Annotated in this window: 15 protein-coding genes; 9 read left to right on the top strand and 6 right to left on the bottom strand. The window is 41.9% G+C overall.

Annotated features, from left to right (window positions below; genetic code table 11):
* Positions 1 to 4: 4 nt before the first annotated feature.
* Both NWP22_RS07520 and NWP22_RS07515 read right to left on the bottom strand, forming a co-directional pair.
* Positions 5 to 598: a DUF3177 family protein gene (locus tag NWP22_RS07520; RefSeq protein WP_271732745.1), complete on the bottom strand. Its 594-nt coding sequence runs from the start codon at positions 596 to 598 to the stop codon at positions 5 to 7.
* A gap of 362 nt (positions 599 to 960) precedes the next feature.
* Positions 961 to 1,194: a Calvin cycle protein CP12 gene (locus tag NWP22_RS07515; protein WP_271732744.1), complete on the bottom strand. Its 234-nt coding sequence runs from the start codon at positions 1,192 to 1,194 to the stop codon at positions 961 to 963.
* 378 nt (positions 1,195 to 1,572) lie between these two features.
* Here NWP22_RS07515 and NWP22_RS07510 point away from each other — a divergent pair, with 378 nt between their 5' ends.
* On the top strand, positions 1,573 to 2,802 hold the full coding sequence (locus tag NWP22_RS07510) for an FIST signal transduction protein (protein ID WP_271732742.1): 1,230 nt from the start codon (positions 1,573 to 1,575) through the stop codon (positions 2,800 to 2,802).
* A 1-nt stretch (position 2,803) separates the two neighbouring features.
* On the opposite strand, the gene NWP22_RS07505 is transcribed toward NWP22_RS07510, so the two are convergent.
* A complete protein-coding gene (locus NWP22_RS07505) occupies positions 2,804 to 3,904 on the bottom strand; it encodes a metallophosphoesterase family protein (RefSeq protein ID WP_271732740.1) in 1,101 nt (366 codons plus the stop codon).
* Between the two features lie 369 nt (positions 3,905 to 4,273).
* On the opposite strand from NWP22_RS07505, the gene trmB reads away from it, so the two are divergent.
* The 3 genes from trmB (at position 4,274) to NWP22_RS07490 (ending at position 9,279) form a co-directional block, all read left to right on the top strand.
* Positions 4,274 to 4,921, top strand: a complete 648-nt coding sequence (trmB, locus tag NWP22_RS07500; protein WP_271732739.1) for a tRNA (guanosine(46)-N7)-methyltransferase TrmB — start codon at positions 4,274 to 4,276, stop codon at positions 4,919 to 4,921.
* Between the two features lie 47 nt (positions 4,922 to 4,968).
* Complete coding sequence (gene ygfZ, locus NWP22_RS07495) at positions 4,969 to 5,952, top strand: CAF17-like 4Fe-4S cluster assembly/insertion protein YgfZ (RefSeq protein ID WP_271732737.1); 984 nt, start codon at positions 4,969 to 4,971, stop codon at positions 5,950 to 5,952.
* 123 nt (positions 5,953 to 6,075) lie between these two features.
* Positions 6,076 to 9,279, top strand: a complete 3,204-nt coding sequence (locus tag NWP22_RS07490; RefSeq protein ID WP_271732735.1) for a glycoside hydrolase family 15 protein — start codon at positions 6,076 to 6,078, stop codon at positions 9,277 to 9,279.
* A gap of 66 nt (positions 9,280 to 9,345) precedes the next feature.
* Here NWP22_RS07490 and NWP22_RS07485 read toward each other — a convergent pair whose 3' ends face one another.
* A complete protein-coding gene (locus tag NWP22_RS07485) occupies positions 9,346 to 9,627 on the bottom strand; it encodes a YkvA family protein (protein ID WP_271732734.1) in 282 nt (93 codons plus the stop codon).
* Positions 9,628 to 9,845: 218 nt separating this feature from the next.
* Here NWP22_RS07485 and NWP22_RS07480 point away from each other — a divergent pair, with 218 nt between their 5' ends.
* From NWP22_RS07480 to NWP22_RS07470, 3 genes are all read left to right on the top strand, one after another.
* Positions 9,846 to 10,586, top strand: coding sequence for a MotA/TolQ/ExbB proton channel family protein (locus tag NWP22_RS07480; protein WP_271732732.1), 741 nt, complete (start codon positions 9,846 to 9,848; stop codon positions 10,584 to 10,586).
* A 44-nt stretch (positions 10,587 to 10,630) separates the two neighbouring features.
* Entirely contained in the window at positions 10,631 to 11,200 is a 570-nt protein-coding gene (locus NWP22_RS07475) for an ExbD/TolR family protein (protein ID WP_271732731.1), read from the top strand.
* Between the two features lie 418 nt (positions 11,201 to 11,618).
* Positions 11,619 to 11,981 carry a phage holin family protein gene (locus NWP22_RS07470; protein WP_271732730.1) on the top strand — a complete coding sequence of 121 codons (363 nt, stop codon included), beginning with the start codon at positions 11,619 to 11,621 and terminating at the stop codon, positions 11,979 to 11,981.
* Between the two features lie 122 nt (positions 11,982 to 12,103).
* On the opposite strand, the gene psb29 is transcribed toward NWP22_RS07470, so the two are convergent.
* A complete protein-coding gene (psb29, locus tag NWP22_RS07465) occupies positions 12,104 to 12,811 on the bottom strand; it encodes a photosystem II biogenesis protein Psp29 (protein WP_271732728.1) in 708 nt (235 codons plus the stop codon).
* Between the two features lie 326 nt (positions 12,812 to 13,137).
* Positions 13,138 to 14,184, bottom strand: coding sequence for an oxygen-dependent coproporphyrinogen oxidase (gene hemF, locus NWP22_RS07460; protein ID WP_271732726.1), 1,047 nt, complete (start codon positions 14,182 to 14,184; stop codon positions 13,138 to 13,140).
* A 338-nt stretch (positions 14,185 to 14,522) separates the two neighbouring features.
* Between hemF and NWP22_RS07455 the strand changes: the two genes are divergently transcribed.
* Both NWP22_RS07455 and NWP22_RS07450 read left to right on the top strand, forming a co-directional pair.
* Positions 14,523 to 15,047 (top strand): SRPBCC family protein, encoded by a 525-nt coding sequence (locus tag NWP22_RS07455; RefSeq protein WP_271732725.1) that lies wholly within the window; start codon positions 14,523 to 14,525, stop codon positions 15,045 to 15,047.
* A gap of 79 nt (positions 15,048 to 15,126) precedes the next feature.
* The gene (locus NWP22_RS07450; protein ID WP_271732723.1) at positions 15,127 to 16,197 is read left to right on the top strand and encodes an Mrp/NBP35 family ATP-binding protein; all 1,071 of its coding nucleotides are present in this window, start codon (positions 15,127 to 15,129) and stop codon (positions 16,195 to 16,197) included.
* Positions 16,198 to 16,245: the final 48 nt, after the last annotated feature.

The following is a 16,245-nucleotide window of genomic DNA, read 5'->3' as shown; positions in this document are numbered from 1 at the left end:
TCAACTAGTGTTGTACTGCTGAACGTCCTTGTTTTCCTAGCTTCACAAGTACAAAGTAGGTTAAGTACACTACATAGATTACTAAACTCAGTATAGCCAAAAAACCTAGAAACACAGGTGTGCTATTCTCATGGAAATATTGTTTAAACAGTAAGGGCGCTTCCAACCAAACTTGACAATAGGGAGTTTTGATAGCAGTTTCCGAGACAGCACACCCTAAAAAAGGCACAAGAGCAATTGCACCCAAAATAGAATAAATAGTCACACCCCAGCGCCAAGAGGTAAAAATCAGTTTTAAAGGGCTACTTTGCTGGTAATCAATTTCATCATTGAGGTCTAGCCAAAACCACAGAGAAATAGGAATGAGAATCCGCCCGATGAACCCAGATATAAAGCTGATTGGGTACTGACCAATCATTAAATAGACGGTGATGGCTAATAGACTGGATACCCGCCAGTAAATGGTCAAGAGGTGCTGTATTGCTTCGGCTTTTTGTACAAATGCCCAAATTAGTAGAATTACAGGAATAAATACTAAAAATAATAATGCCAGTCGATAGTCAACCCAGACATACTGGCGAAACCAAACTTCATTCATAATTTTTTCTGAGGTTAGCAATAATAAATTTCAATCAATTATTCACCGGATACGTTTAATTTCTAGTTAAAAAAAACAAGCAACTGGGAGAAGTTAAAGTTTAATATCTTGCATCAGCCCAAAGCATCATCGGCACAGTTAAGGAACTTGCGCCGGATTTATGAACTAGCAACCCCAGGAAAACCCAATCTTAACCTTCGGTATCATATGAATCTAGTATAAATAGTATACTGACCCAAACCTCAGATGATTAAAAGAGATGGATTTCTATTTAATTTCTATTTAATCTAGGGTTAGCTTCAAGGTGCAAGATAACAGTAAGTAGATATAGTTGCTTGCTTATTCGGATAAAACTTTACTTTTTAGTCGTCGTAAACCCGGCACTCAAGAGCGTCTGGGTTATCATCACAGTACTGTTCTAGTGAATTTTTTGGCTTCTTGTTCCGCTGGTGGGAGGCTTCAGCTTGCAGTTCTTCCACTGCATCCCAAGCAGCGGCACACTCAGCAGAGTTACCACCGGAAATATCACAGACAGCACGAGCTTGTTGTATTTCAACTTCGATTTTTTCTTGGATTTTTTCTTGGGTGTCGCTCATAGTTAAATCTCTTTGTGTGGTTTTTGTCCTAGTATATAAAAACTTGCAGAATGGAGTCTTGTGGTTAGCTCGTCCACCATTCTAACTACTTAACCTGTTACGTTAAGTATTTTAGCTTAATCATCCATGATCAATACAAAATTAAAAGAACAACAACAAGGTAAACTAAAGACAGGCATTTTTAAGAGTCCTGATGGCAGCGGGTAAATATCAGCCAAGAGTAGAATTAATCCCGCTGTTATATTGTATAATAAGTTTCCTAAGTACCAATATCTGATCATCCGGTGTCAATGTATGGTACTTGAACATATGTAGTAGGGGAAAAATCACATACTACTAATACTACTAACTATAGTAACAAAAAACAGCCTAAAATTCATGGCAGAGCAAATGCAGTGGGCAAATGCCCTATCAACCCGTCCTTCTTTAGAAGCAGCTATTACAGATGTAGTAGAACAGGCTGTGTCGTCATTAACAGTACCTGCGGATTTGGGGGTGATATTCATTTCGTCTGCTTTTGCGAGTGAGTATTCCCGAGTTTTACCCCTGTTGGCTGAAAAACTTTCCGTACCTGTAATGATTGGGTGTAGTGGTCTGGGGGTAATTGGGACTACAGCTACAGGCGAACCTCAAGAATTAGAGGGAGAACCTGCTATTAGTCTTACCTTGGGATATCTACCAGGTGTGAATGTGGAAGTTTTTCATGTGCTCGGAGAAGAATTACCTGACATGGATAGTTCACCAGATGCTTGGATAGATTTAATTGGTGTGCAACCATCACCTACCCCCCATTTTATTTTACTGTCTAGTGCCTTTTCTTCAAGAATCAATGATTTATTGCAGGGGTTAGATTTTGCCTACCCTGGCTCGGTAATAGTCGGGGGACAGGCTAGCTCTGGGGGTGGAAGTAGTCAAATATCTCTATTTTGTAGCCATGATGCCGAGGGGATACATCAACGCCTGTATCGTGAGGGAACGGTAGGCTTGGCTTTGAGTGGCAATATTGTTTTAGAAACTATTGTAGCTCAAGGATGCCGACCCATCGGCCAGCCGATGCAAGTCACAAAGGCTGAACGTAATATCATTCTGGAACTAGATCAAAAAGTGCCGCTGATGGTTTTACGAGATTTGATTGCTAGCCTGAGTGAAGAAGAGCGGATATTGGCACAGCGTTCTCTATTTGTGGGTCTAGTGATGGACCAGTTTAAGCTATCTTTACAACAGGGAGATTTTTTAATTCGTAGCATCTTGGGGGTAGATCCCTCTGCTGGAGCGATCGCCATTGGCGATGTCATCCGTCCTGGTCAACGCCTACAATTCCAACTGCGTGATGCCCAAGCCTCCGCTGAAGACTTAGAATTACTCTTAGAAGGGTATCAAAAGCAACAAATTTTTCCACCGGCGGCGGCTTTCATGTTCTCCTGTCTGGGTCGTGGTCAAGGTCTTTATGGCCAATCCAACTTTGATTCGGAGTTATTTAGGCGCTACATTCATCATATACCGATAGGTGGCTTTTTCTGTAATGGGGAAATAGGGCCTGTTGGGGGGAATACATTTGTACATGGTTATACCTCAGTTTTTGCAATTTGTCGCCCCATGATTAGTTAACCTACCCTAACAAGAGAGTGCTGTGGTTATCAATTAGAGTCGGAATACCACTAGTCATTGCACCATAGGTCTGAAGATGGCGACGTAATTCTATGGGAAATTGTGGATAGTCTAATAAAGCGTCTCCATCGGCAACATTGGCCCAAAAGTCCCGCAGATCAGGAGCTATTTTTTCTGCTACTGTCAATGGGAGGTTTAAGGGGTGTTGAGTTAATAACTTCACCAGGAAGGGGAAAGAGCGATCGCCCATCCACTGACGTGATAAATTTTGCAGATGGGGGAAATCAGGTACTGTTTCTACCCGGTGTGATTGAATTTGTAACCACTCTCTACCGTAGTTATCCTGTTGAAACTGGAAAACCCGGTACGGATGAGGATAACTCACTAAGGAACCAGTAGTAATATCATAAACCCCTTGGGAGTAAGCAACATCCTGAATGTGTAAATGTCCTGTAAATACTAATTTAACGCCATAATTACGCAGAATTTGCAATAATTGCGCAGAATTTTCCAACATATAGCGCTTACCTATAGGATGGCGCGATTGTTCCGGTAGATGCTCAATCACATTATGATGTACCATTACCAGCACCAATTCATTACCTGCTGCTGTGAGTATCTCTTCTAACCATGTCAGTTGTTGAGTATCCAAACGCCCTACTTGCTCACCCTGGTCATTAAAAAAGTTAGAATTGAGTCCAACTAGTCGTACTCCTGGCAACAGTTGCTGTGTATAGTAAAGTTGGTCGGAATTTTCGTAGCCAAACTTGCGGTAATATTGGGGAAAATCAGCAAACCCAATTGATTGGCCATTGGCCATCACCACAGGAACATCATGATTACCAGGAACAACATAGGTGGGAAAAGGTAGCTTCTCTAATCTTTCTTGCAACCAGATATGATTTTCTGGTTCACTGTGCTGAGTTAAATCTCCGGGAAGCAAGAGGAAATCTATATTAAGTTGTGTTAAGTGTTCTATTGCGCTTTCAAAAGCAGGGATACTCACCTCCACCAGATGAAATCGGCTAGGATGATCCCAGATAGTATGAGGAAGGGTAATATGTAGGTCGCTAACTACGGCAAAGCGAAAATTTAAAGCCATTGATTTGGAGGATAATGTTAAAAACTAGATAGAAAAACTCTTTTATAAAAAGTATAACCCTTGCTGGTAAAACCTGTTATAAGTGATCTTTTGTAACGTTTTCCTATCTGTTCACAATCATAGCTGTGGTTAATTAATTATTTACTATAGCTGAATAAAACAATAAGAATTAAAGATTTTTAGTAATTCGTGAAACCCCTTAAAATAGCTCAAATTATTAAAATATAAACTGATAATTATCGATTTATCTAATAGTTGGAAAGCCCATAATGTGAAAAGTAAGGGGGGAAGGACAGGCTATAGAATGCCAAATTTAGAAGATTTATAATATTAAAATCAAGTTGGTAAGTAATAAAAGGAGTATTAATTTTGGCAGTAGTCAGAGTGCGACAACACGTTAACCCACTGGCAAGAAAGTATCAAACGCCGGCAAATGCTATAGAATGGGAAAAGGTTTATACACAGCCAAACCAACCACTACATCTAGATATTGGCTGCGCTAGGGGCAGATTTTTGTTGAAAATGGCGCAGATAGAAACCAACTGGAATTTTCTGGGTTTGGAAATTCGAGAACCTTTGGTAGTGGAGGCGAACCAGTTACTATGTGAGTTGGGTTTAACTAATCTCCATTATTTATTTTGCAATGTAAATAACTCATTGCGATCGCTGTTATCCTCGTTGACTCCGGGAACTTTACAGCGTGTAACTATTCAATTTCCCGACCCTTGGTTTAAAAGCCGCCATGCTAAACGCCGGGTAGTACAACCGGAATTAGTGGCTGAATTAGCTGATTATCTGACCGTTGGGGGGGTTGTGTTTTTGCAGTCAGATGTTGAATTCGTCGCCAGTCAAATGCGCGACCTGTTTGCTGAAAATCCCGCCTTTGAACGACTAGGTACAGAAGAATGGTTAACACAAAACCCTTTACCAGTACCCACAGAAAGGGAAATAGGGACTCAAAACAAAGGTGAACCCGTATATAGGGCTGCATTTGTGAGAAAAATTGTAGTAACCTAATTAAATGTAAGCCTCATAACTGTAAAACAGAGCAACTCTTCATCACCATGTCAACATCTGTAACTGACGCTCAAAACACAGCAGCCATTCAAGCCGCAACAGAAGGGGTTGCTGTATGCGATCGCTCCTACTGGGGGCGTATACGAGTTTCTGATGATGACCGTATCCGGTTTTTACACAATCAAAGTACTAACGATTTTCACAGCCTCAAGCCAGGCCAGGGCTGTGATACTGTGATGGTATCATCCACAGCTCGCACCATTGACCTGGTAACTGCATACATTTTAGAGGATGCAGTGCTGTTACTTACCTCCCCTAGCCGTCGGGAGTTGCTGATGCAATGGTTAGACCGGTATATCTTTTTTGCTGATCAAGTGCAATTGACAGATGTCACAGATGAAACATCGACATTGAGCCTCATGGGTGCCCAGAGTCATACTATTGTAGAAAAGCTGGGTGCTGGTGCAATTATTGGTCAAGCCTATGGTAATCATCAACTAGTTAACGGACTCATGATTGCCGTGGGTAGTGGCTTGGCTACACCGGGATATACAATTATTATGCCAGCTGCACAGAAAGAGAAAATATGGCAACAGATTGTAGCACTAGGGGCGGTAGAATTGACGAATAGTGCCTGGGAAACATTACGGATTTTACAAGGAAGACCAGCCCCCGATGCAGAACTAACAGATGATTATAACCCCCTAGAAGTTGGCTTATGGCAAACAATTTCTTTTAACAAAGGTTGCTACATCGGTCAAGAAACCATCGCTAGGCTCAATACATATAAAGGTGTAAAACAGCACCTATGGGGCATACGTCTGAATGCACCTGCATCAGTGGGGAGTGCGATCGCCATTGGCGATGAAAAAGTCGGTAAACTTACTAGTTACACTGCAACCGTCAATGGTCACTTTGGACTAGGTTATATTCGCAGCAAAGCTGGTGGTATTGGCTTAAAAGTCCAGATAGGAGAAACAGAAGGTGAAGTAGTAAAAGTACCCTTTGTTTCTCACCAATACCCTCAATAACCCAGAGGGTTTATATCCAAAATCTGTCAATCATGACAGACCAATCTATGGTTAATTGCTCTCCTGTGATCCATACAATTTACCCCACATATTCTTACGCCTGAGTTTCCTAAAATTAAGATTATGCAAACAGTCACCGAACTGCAAACAAGACTCGAACATTACTACCAGCAAATCAAGACAATCATCCTCGCACGTCAGAATCCAATTACCGGGTTACTTCCTGCGAGTACAGCCATCACCGCCCACGGTGATTATACAGATGCTTGGGTAAGAGATAATGTTTACAGCATTTTAGCAGTTTGGGGTTTAGCACTGGCATATCGCAAGACTGACGAAGACAAGGGACGGACTTATGAACTAGAGCATAGCGTCACCAAATTGATGCGAGGCCTACTATTTGCGATGTTGCGTCAATCCCATAAAGTCGAGAAATTTAAACATACTCAGTCACTCCTAGATGGCTTACACGCCAAATACAACACAGCTACAGCTGACATTGTGGTTGGAGATGATGAATGGGGACATTTACAACTTGATGCTACATCTATATTTTTACTGATGCTGGCACAAATGACCGCTTCAGGATTGCAAATTATTTACACCATTGATGAAGTAAATTTTATCCAAAACCTGGTTTACTACATTGGGCGCGCTTACCGCACACCAGATTATGGCATTTGGGAAAGAGGTAATAAAATTAATCATGGTAGTGCTGAACTCAATGCTAGTTCTGTCGGTATGGCTAAGGCTGCTTTAGAAGCTATCAATGGTCTAAATTTGTTTGGTGTGCGTGGTGGTGAAGCATCAGTTATTCATGTCCTACCAGATGAAATTGCTCGCGCCCGAATTACCTTAGAATCTTTATTACCTAGAGAATCAGCTTCTAAAGAAATTGATGGCGCACTGTTAAGTATTATTAGTTATCCTGCTTTTGCAGTAGAAAATGTGCAATTACGCGATCGCACATTGAATGATATTATTCGTAAACTGCAAGGAAAATATGGCTGCAAACGCTTCTTACGGGATGGACACCAAACCGTTTTAGAAGATAATCAACGCTTACACTATGAACCTTGGGAACTGAAGCAATTTGAGCATATTGAATGCGAGTGGCCGTTATTTTTTACTTACTTATTTCTCGATGGTTTGTTCCGTGGAGACAGTCAGCAAGTTAAAGAGTACCAGGAACGTTTGCAGTCATTACTCATTCAACGTGATGGCGTGGGTTTATTACCAGAATTGTATTATGTGCCAGCGGAAAATGTAGAAGAGGAAAAATTAACCCCCCACAGTCAAACTCGCTTACCTAATGAAAACATCCCCTTAGTCTGGGCGCAAAGTTTATATTTTCTCGGTCAACTATTAGATGAAGGATTAATCGCGGTGGGGGATATTGACCCATTAGGAAGACATTTATGTATAGGTAAAAAACGCGAGGCTTTAGTACAAATCGCCTTACTAGCTGAGGATGAAGAATTACAAGCTAAACTAGAAGTCCATGGAATTGAAACTCAAACACCTAAGCAAGTAGAACCAATTCAAGTCAGAAAAGCCGAGGAACTTTCGGCTATTTATACTCAAATTGGACGTAATGATAAACTGGGTTTAACAGGTCGTCCTGTGCGGCGGTTACGGAGTTTGAACACATCTCGATTTTTTCGGATTCACGGAGAGACAATTGTATTTTTACCTTCGTTTTTAGATTCCCAACAGTTTTATTTAACCCTTGATTATCATTTTTTACTGGATCAAATCAGAAGTGAACTCGCTTATATTCGAGATTATTGGATTGATTTAGGTCGTCCTACTCTAACTTTAATGTTAACCCATAGCATGTTAGAAATCGGTTCTGAGGCTTTATTAGAACTGATGCAGGAACTTAAAGATGGTGTGTGTAATGGTGTAAAGGTAAAATTGGGACGACTCAATCAACTGATGCTAACAGCGGGGATGCAAAGGATTGATTTTCTCCCAGATGCAGATTTCTCCCAATTGCCAATGCAAAATGCTGCCCCCCCTTGCTATTATCTGGCTTATCATCCTGGGGGACGGTTAGGAAATACCCAAGAATTTCAGATGGAGTGCGAGACTAACTTGGGATTTTTGCTGGCTTCCTTGCGCTCTTCGTCAAATATCTATGAACAAATCGAATTATTACAAACTTTAACTCGCTTGGAGGGATTAACTTTTGATACAGGTCTTGGGGGTCCACAGCATAATGTCACCGTGGGTGATTTACTAGATGAAGTCTACACCAAAGCCGGTAATTTAGGTATTTGGGCGGTGGTACGTCGCGCTGCTGGATTAAGACAAATGGTTGATATTGGCTTATCAGATACAGTCACGAGTATTTTGGTCAGAGGTAAACAAATTGCCGTGGGTAGAGCTTACAGTCAGTCATCACTGATGATAGTGCCTATGTCCCACCGAGAAATTACCGAGAAAATAAATCATTTCTGTCGGGAAGATATCCGCGATCGCGTCCTCACACAAGAAATTATTATCTATCTTGGGGTGTTAATGCGATCGGAACCTCAACTGTTTAAAGGTTTGCTAACTCTGAGAGTCGGCTATCTGATCTTATTAATTACCAGTGAATTAGCACAAGAGTTGGGTGTCACTCAAGATGAAGCCTATGAACAATTGATGGAACTGTCACCCTTTGAAGTGAAAATGCGCTTGCATCAAGTATTAAGAGGTTATACAGGTATTAGTAAATTATTACGCCAACAGGAATCACTGCACATCAAGCAAAAAGAAAGCGATATTGCTTGGGTAGTGCTACCGACAACCGAAAAAGAACAAAGCACAGTCCCCCCGGGTGGTTGGCGGAGATTTCGCCAAGGCGAAGGAGCATTAAACCGAGTCCCTAAAGACTTCTTCCAGCAGGTTTGGCGATTAATGAAACATTGTAAAGGAATTGTGATTGGCGATAAACTAGAGCGTCGCAATCGTTTAGATAGTGAGTTAATTTTATCAGAAATGACAGCCGGGGAAAAGAACTTTGCCCTGAGAGTTGAGCATTTACTCAATAAAATTGAGGCTCCAGAATACCGCCAAGTCAATGTTGAAGCCTTGATGGAATTAGCCACAATTGTCGCCAATAATCCCAGCTTACAAATTGAGGAGTATATAGTTTTAGATGTATTAATTGGCCATGCGGTGCGATTAGCATGGTTAGAACAGCATCCCGAACGAGGCGATCGCTATGATGAAGATAAAGCTTCAGCCTGGCAATGCTTTTATAATACCTCTCCTCAAGATTGTGTAAGTTATATATTGAAAGCCTTAAGATTCTTAACAGAATTTGTCAAAGATATTTAAATCCAGATTGACACCAAGGAGTCGCAGAGAAATATCCGTCTTTGCGTACCTTGGCGTGGAAATTTTTCAATCCACAGACACCGCATCAACATCAACAGTTTCAGTACTAGGTTGTTCAGAACCCTGACGCGCCTTCCAACCTGAGAGCACTAACCCAGACACCTCGGAAAAAACTATAGACAGAAGTAAAAAGTCATCAATTTGTCCGAGAATGGGTATGAAGTCGGGAGAGATATCTATAGGGCTAAGAATATAAACCAGTGTCCCTAAAATCACCCACCACCGATAAATAGGATTACGTAGCAAATTACGATACCAATCGTATAGTAATTGGATTGGAAATTTCATGTATTTACCCTCCAGTTATTATTAATTAATTTTGACAAACTCTCAGATAAATTACCGGTAGGAATAACCGTCCCAGGTAGTATGGAAGACGCTAGTAATTTTCCTGGGCTAAATATTTGCCGGAAGATTTTGTAGAGGAATATGTAATTATGCATTAATCTTGAGAATTAAAGTGCTTTAGGATAGTTGCTGTTGAAATCGAAAGGGGAACCCTAACAGTGGATATTTTAGATTTGTTTGAAAAGGGCGGCCCGGCTATGTGGCCTTTGCTGGCGCTGTCGATTATATCTATAACTGTGATTTTTGAGCGTCTGTGGTTCTGGCTAAGAATTATGACCCAAGAAAACCAAATTGTGGATCGTGTATTAAATACTGCCAAAGATAGTTGGGAAGTAGCGGCGGATATTGCTAGAAAGTCCCGCCATCAACCCATTGGACGCTTTCTTTATGCCCCCTTAAGCTTACACAAAAGTGATCCGGAAACCTTTCGATTAGCATTGGAGTCCACCGCCGAAGATGAATTAGCCGGGATGCGCCGGGGTGAAAAACTCTTAGAAGTTATCATCGCCCTGTCTCCTCTGTTGGGATTGCTGGGTACGGTTTTGGGTTTGATCCAATCTTTGCGTTCAATTCGCATTGGTGATTTAGGAACCGAATCTACGGCTGGTGTCACTACTGGTATTGGTGAATCTTTAATTAGTACCGCTACTGGCTTAATAGTGGCCATTATCAGTTTGGTCTTTTATCGCCTATTTCAAAGTTTTGTAGTTGACCAGGTGAAAATTTTTCGTAAAGCGGGTAATGACATGGAATTGTTATATCGCCAGTCTCCCCCTGACTATGAAAAAATTAATTCTCTCATGGTTGCCGAGTCTTTACAAGACAGTAATACTCCTCCCCGCAGGAAAGATAAAAACCCTTTTGGTGAAGCTCCTCAACCCCCCAATGCAACTGAGTAGTTAGATTCTGAGCAATAGTTAAAAATTCTACACCCAACCCAGGTATGAAAATTAATTTACAGAGCCCAGTTGAAGAAACACAAATTCAAATCCTCCCCTTAATTGATGTCGTTTTTTGCATCCTGACGTTTTTTCTGTTGGCGGCTTTGCAATTTACTCGACAACAGGCGATTAATATTGATTTACCTAAAGCTAGTACAAGTACAGCCACTGGTCTCATCTCAGAGAATGCCACTCGCATTATCACTCTTGATGCTATAGGTAATCTTTACATAGAAAAGCAGCCTGTACAACGAGATCAGTTAGTACAAAACTTAAGGCAATATCTCGCCGCTAACCCTAGTGGAACTTTGGTGTTAAATGCATCTCGTACAGCAACCTATAATGATGTAATTTCAATCTTAGACTTGATGCGGCAAGTAGGTGGCGATCGCGTTTCCTTGGGAATTATACCAGGACCTGCCCCATTAACCAGTGACTCATTTAATCTACCTAATTTTCCCATGGCACCAGTTCCGGGGGTAAATCCTGATGTCCAGTCCCCAGTGTTACCCAATGAACTAGCGCCCCAAGTCCCTATAGCACCTGAAACTCCTCCCACACCTCAAAGGTAATACAATTCCCCTGAACGTGAGGTTTTAATTAAGTATGGAACCTCACCCCTAACTCCTCTTCTTGCTTAACACCGAACACACCGAACACACCGAACACCGAAGGATTGGGAAGGATTGGGGAACACACCGACCACACAAAAAACAATAAAATCCAGTCCCCTCCCCTTACAAGGGGAGGGTTAGGGAGGGGTCAAACAATATTTGATACACTAATCATGACTTGACAAACATCCTCTTAGGAGATGGGTGTATTTTCCGCCCAACTCGAAGGGGTTAAACCTAAAGATATCTGGAATAAAGTATGTTTAGATAAAAATATCTGTTAATTTATAAATAATTGGTTAAGCTTCAAAAATTTATCCCTGGTCAGACTTAGTAATTTAGCGCCGATCACCGTTCACGTTTCAAGGGTTGTGGCATGAATATTGTGACGCTTTTAATTGTTTGGTTGGTAACATCTATCAGCTTATTGATTATTAGTAAGCTCCCTTTGGGAGTGGAAATTGACTCTCCACAAAAGGCATTTTTTTCCGCCGCAGTTCTGGGTATTGTCACAGCAGTAGTGAGACCTATTTTAAGCCTCATATTTACAGTCCCCGATTTACTCACCTTCAACTTATTATCCGGCATTTTCACCTTTATGATTGCCGTTGTGTGTTTTAGTATTGCGGCTTGGTTAGTAGAGGGGTTCCGCTTACGTTTTGGCATCTGGAGTGCTGTACTAGGAGCTTTTGCCTTGAGTATCATCAACAGCCTGATTTACAAATTATTAGGTGTTTAGGAAAAAAGGATTAATTCGTAGTTCGTAATTCCTAATTAATTGAGGTAGCAAATCCTCAACTTATGAATGGAAACAATCAAATTTGTTCCTGAGCAAGAACTACGAATTACGAATTATAGTGGCTATTCGGTTACAGATGGGGGAGCAACTGGGGTCGTAGTTTGTTGTTGACGCTGTTCGCGTTTCTTGCGATCAGCAGATACCATATCTGCCATAACTACCAGGGCTTGAGCCATCTTTTCTAGATTAGAACTGTATAGTTCCAAATCCTTAGTAAGTTTTTCATCAGATAGATGTAAACCAGCCGCAATGGTTTTTAATGCTTCGGTTCGTTGTTTTTCGTCCTTGACTAACTCAGGAGCCGACTGTTCTAATAATGTGAATAAACCAACCGCAAATAAGCGGCTGTATTTAAACTGGGAATTGTTAGCGATCGCTTGGAGTTGTCCTTGTAAATCAGGATCTCGATCTAAATGAGTGGCTTGGCTTAACCAAGCAATTAAATTCTGTACTAGTAGGTCTTGGGCTAAAGCTTGCAGCCGTTGGGCATCCTCTCGGTAACGTTGCGGTTCTTGTTCCACAGCCTGACATAAGGCATTAAAAATCGATTCCTGATCTCGTTCTGGTTGGTAGCCTTGCATAAAGCGGTCAAAGCTGGTGACTACACCCAAGGCATAAATTGGATTGTAGGTAAAACCACTATTGACTGATAGCAGATGCATTTCCACCATCAACTCTTCAACTACCCGACGATAAATGGTGTTAATCGGTCGGGTGTGCAGCGAGTAAAAAGTTCGTTTTGTATCTGAGACAGTACGGACGTTATTCACGAATAAAATGTTAAGAATGTTAAGAGCGACGTTATTACATTTTGTCGCTTAAAGGTGACTTTGCCAAGTTCAGGTTTCCGATCCGTATCATTTATAAGTTTTTGTCCAAATTTAATTGCCTTGGGTAAGTATTGAGTTTGGTTTGTCTATGGACATCTTTAGCCCTTGTTTGGCGAGCCAGCTAATATTTTGACAATCCTACAAAGATTTGAGATTTTGAAACGGATACAGGAAAACCACAGGGGGATTGATTTGACACTCTGCTCGCCATCCCTGGACGTTGATCCCCATCTGACATGAGTCTAGATGGGGAATTAGCGGTGGTTTTATTGAGTTTTAGTTGTCCAGTTGACCCAATCTTGCGGTTTGAGGAAAATTTCATACAACTCGGCTTCTGGAGTATTGGGTTCTGGCTGGTAACCGTATTCCCAACGGACCAAAGGAGGTAAAGACATGAGAATAGATTCTGTACGTCCGTTGGTTTGGAGTCCAAAAATAGTGCCTCGGTCATAAACCAAGTTAAATTCTACATACCTACCGCGACGATAGAGTTGGAAATTCCGTTCGCGATCGCCATATTCCATTTCCCGTCGCCGTTCTACAATGGGCGTGTATGCCGGCAAAAATGCCCGGCCACAATCTTGCACCAAAGCAAATAAATCTTCCCAATTGCGGGTTGATGGTGCCCCCACTTGTTGGCTATAAATAGCCGCTTGGCCATTGGGGTCAGGACCGCGATATAACATACCCTGGCCATCTTGGTAATCCAAAAATATCCCACCGACACCACGGTTTTCGTTCCGATGTTTCAAGTAAAAATATTCATCACACCAGCGCTTAAACACTGGGTAATAGTCTGGGTGATGTTGGTCACAAGCTTGCTTAAGTGTGTTATGAAAATGCGCAGCATCTTCAGCAAAGGGGTAATAAGGAGTTAAATCAGCACCGCCACCGAACCACCACACTGGTCCGGCTTCAAAATAGCGGTAATTCAGGTGAACTGTGGGCACATAAGGATTGCGGGGGTGTAGTACCAGTGAAGTACCTGTAGCATAAAAACCCTGTCCTGAGGCTTCTGGGCGTTGGGCTAAAATTGATGGGGGTAGATGAGAACCCCAAACTTCAGAGAAATTTACACCAGCTTGTTCAAATACTGCACCATCACGCAGCACACGCGATCGCCCGCCACCTCCTTCCGGACGTTCCCAACTATCCTCATGAAACTTACCTACACCATCTACTGCTGCCAGTTTTTGGGTAATTTCATCTTGTAACTGTTTCATAAACTGACTTACCCTCGACTGAGAATCAGTTGGAGGTAAAGACTGGGATGGTGTTGCGTCTACAGTTGGCGTTTGCGAATTAGTCAACATAGATTCCGAGACTTAAATTACATTTTCTAAAAAGCCACAAACTTGTTAATTCTCAAATTTGTGGACAAATCCAGCCAATTTATCGGCTTAATTTGCCTAATCTGCTTTTGTCTTACTTGTCAGCATTTACAAGATTGATGGGCATGACTAGAGTTATTTTCCCTCAAATGCGTATAGGCTTGTATATTAACTGAGTTTTTTTTGTACTTCTTGATGTAAACATTCTGGTATCAACACCAGACTCTGGTGAATGACCCTATGAGCGATCTCTACTTTGAGGTAATCTGATTCACCATACCAGAGTCATCAGCAGCTGCATAGGAAGGAGGATGAGGCAAATGCGAAGTTGGTTATCCAAATGCATCCACCGCAAACGTCGTCAGTTTTGCGCTTCTCTGGTGCGAACGTATCGAGAGATTAGTTCTGCATCCGTAGATGATCTCTGGCTAAAAGTAGTAGATTTAACAGATGTTTCCTGGCATCCCCTGCTCAAAAGTACTAACGTACCCTATGGATTAGTACCCAAACCGGGATTAATTTACCAAGCCATCACCCGCTTTTCGCCTATTCCCATCCGGATTTTTGTCGAGGGTGTTAAACCTCATGAAATGTTAAGTATCCGAGTCATGGCGATTCCAGGTATCGAAGAACGAGTTACTTACCGAGTAGAGTCTACAGTTTGTGGTACTTGTTTATCTTATTCAGTCACTCTCCGGGGTTGGTTGTCCCCCCTAATTTGGTCATTATCACGCCCTTATGCAGATCGTGTAGCACGTTCCTTAGTGGAATACGTAGAAAAGGCTGGATTAGCAACAGTCTCAGGGAAGAAAAAATCACTCCATGATAGTTGTTTTGATTTTTAGGGAATCCAGACCACTTCCCAAACAAAGTTAAGATCATATTAGATGATCATAAAATTTTCTTAAATTTTGTTACAAGAGTATGTACGATGTTCTTGATTCCGAGTCAGTTTTAGCAGTTTTGCGACCGGTAGAAGACCCAGAACTCCGCAAGAGTTTGGTGGAACTGAATATGATTCGCAACGTCAAAATTGAGGATGGCAAGGTTAGCTTTACTTTGGTGTTAACCACACCAGCTTGTCCCCTACGTGAATTTATCGTTGAAGATTGCAAAAAAGCGATTAAACAGCTACCTAGTGTTACAGAGGTAAGTGTAGATGTTACTGCAGAAACACCCCAACAAAAAAGCTTACCAGATAGGACTGGGATTACTGGGGTGAAAAATATTCTGGCTGTTTCCAGCGGTAAAGGCGGTGTTGGTAAAAGCACAGTAGCGGTGAATGTAGCTGTAGCTTTAGCACAAACAGGGGCAAAAGTGGGATTGCTAGATGCCGATATTTACGGACCCAATGACCCAACTATGCTGGGGCTAGCTGATGCTGAAATTGTTGTGCGTTCCACAGATAAAGGTGACATTCTCGAACCTGCTTTTAATCACGGTGTCAAATTAGTCTCAATGGGCTTTTTGATTGACCCAGACCAGCCAGTGATTTGGCGCGGTCCCATGCTTAATGGTGTGATTCGCCAGTTTCTCTATCAAGTGGAATGGGGACAACTGGATTATTTAATCGTCGATATGCCACCGGGAACCGGTGACGCTCAATTAACTTTAACCCAGGCAGTGCCGATGTCAGGGGCTGTAATTGTTACTACACCGCAAAATGTCGCCCTGTTAGACTCACGTAAAGGTTTGCGAATGTTCCAGCAAATGAATGTCCCTGTGTTAGGAATCGTAGAAAATATGAGCTACTTTATTCCCCCAGATATGCCAGATAAGCACTATGACATCTTTGGTTCCGGTGGGGGTTCCAAGACAGCATCTGAGTTGGGAGTACCTTTACTGGGGTGCATTCCTCTGGAGATTTCCACCAGAGTCGGTGGTGATAGTGGTGTACCAATAGTTATAGCAGATCCAGATTCAGCCTCAGCACAAGCATTAAAAGCGATCGCTCTAAATATCGCCGGTAAAATATCAGTTGCCGCTCTGACATAATCAAGTAGTTCTTTTTTGATTCCTGGGTAATAGCCCAGGAATGCAGAT

The sequence above is a fragment of the Anabaenopsis tanganyikae CS-531 genome, assembly GCF_029891675.1.
GTDB lineage: Bacteria > Cyanobacteriota > Cyanobacteriia > Cyanobacteriales > Nostocaceae > Anabaenopsis > Anabaenopsis arnoldii.
Note: the sequence above shows the minus strand (reverse complement) of the source record. Positions and strands in the feature narration are given on the sequence as shown.

What these genes read in the sequence shown, in the direction of transcription:
- ygfZ (WP_271732737.1), top strand. Translation starts at nt 4,969, where the DNA reads ATGTCAACATCTGTAACTGACGCTCAAAACACAGCAGCCATTCAAGCC.
- NWP22_RS07505 (WP_271732740.1), bottom strand. Translation starts at nt 3,904, where the DNA reads ATGGCTTTAAATTTTCGCTTTGCCGTAGTTAGCGACCTACATATTACC.
- hemF (WP_271732726.1), bottom strand. Translation starts at nt 14,184, where the DNA reads ATGTTGACTAATTCGCAAACGCCAACTGTAGACGCAACACCATCCCAG.
- NWP22_RS07520 (WP_271732745.1), bottom strand. Translation starts at nt 598, where the DNA reads ATGAATGAAGTTTGGTTTCGCCAGTATGTCTGGGTTGACTATCGACTG.
- NWP22_RS07450 (WP_271732723.1), top strand. Translation starts at nt 15,127, where the DNA reads ATGTACGATGTTCTTGATTCCGAGTCAGTTTTAGCAGTTTTGCGACCG.
- NWP22_RS07510 (WP_271732742.1), top strand. Translation starts at nt 1,573, where the DNA reads ATGGCAGAGCAAATGCAGTGGGCAAATGCCCTATCAACCCGTCCTTCT.
- NWP22_RS07475 (WP_271732731.1), top strand. Translation starts at nt 10,631, where the DNA reads ATGAAAATTAATTTACAGAGCCCAGTTGAAGAAACACAAATTCAAATC.
- NWP22_RS07485 (WP_271732734.1), bottom strand. Translation starts at nt 9,627, where the DNA reads ATGAAATTTCCAATCCAATTACTATACGATTGGTATCGTAATTTGCTA.
- NWP22_RS07490 (WP_271732735.1), top strand. Translation starts at nt 6,076, where the DNA reads ATGCAAACAGTCACCGAACTGCAAACAAGACTCGAACATTACTACCAG.
- NWP22_RS07455 (WP_271732725.1), top strand. Translation starts at nt 14,523, where the DNA reads ATGCGAAGTTGGTTATCCAAATGCATCCACCGCAAACGTCGTCAGTTT.
- NWP22_RS07515 (WP_271732744.1), bottom strand. Translation starts at nt 1,194, where the DNA reads ATGAGCGACACCCAAGAAAAAATCCAAGAAAAAATCGAAGTTGAAATA.
- NWP22_RS07470 (WP_271732730.1), top strand. Translation starts at nt 11,619, where the DNA reads ATGAATATTGTGACGCTTTTAATTGTTTGGTTGGTAACATCTATCAGC.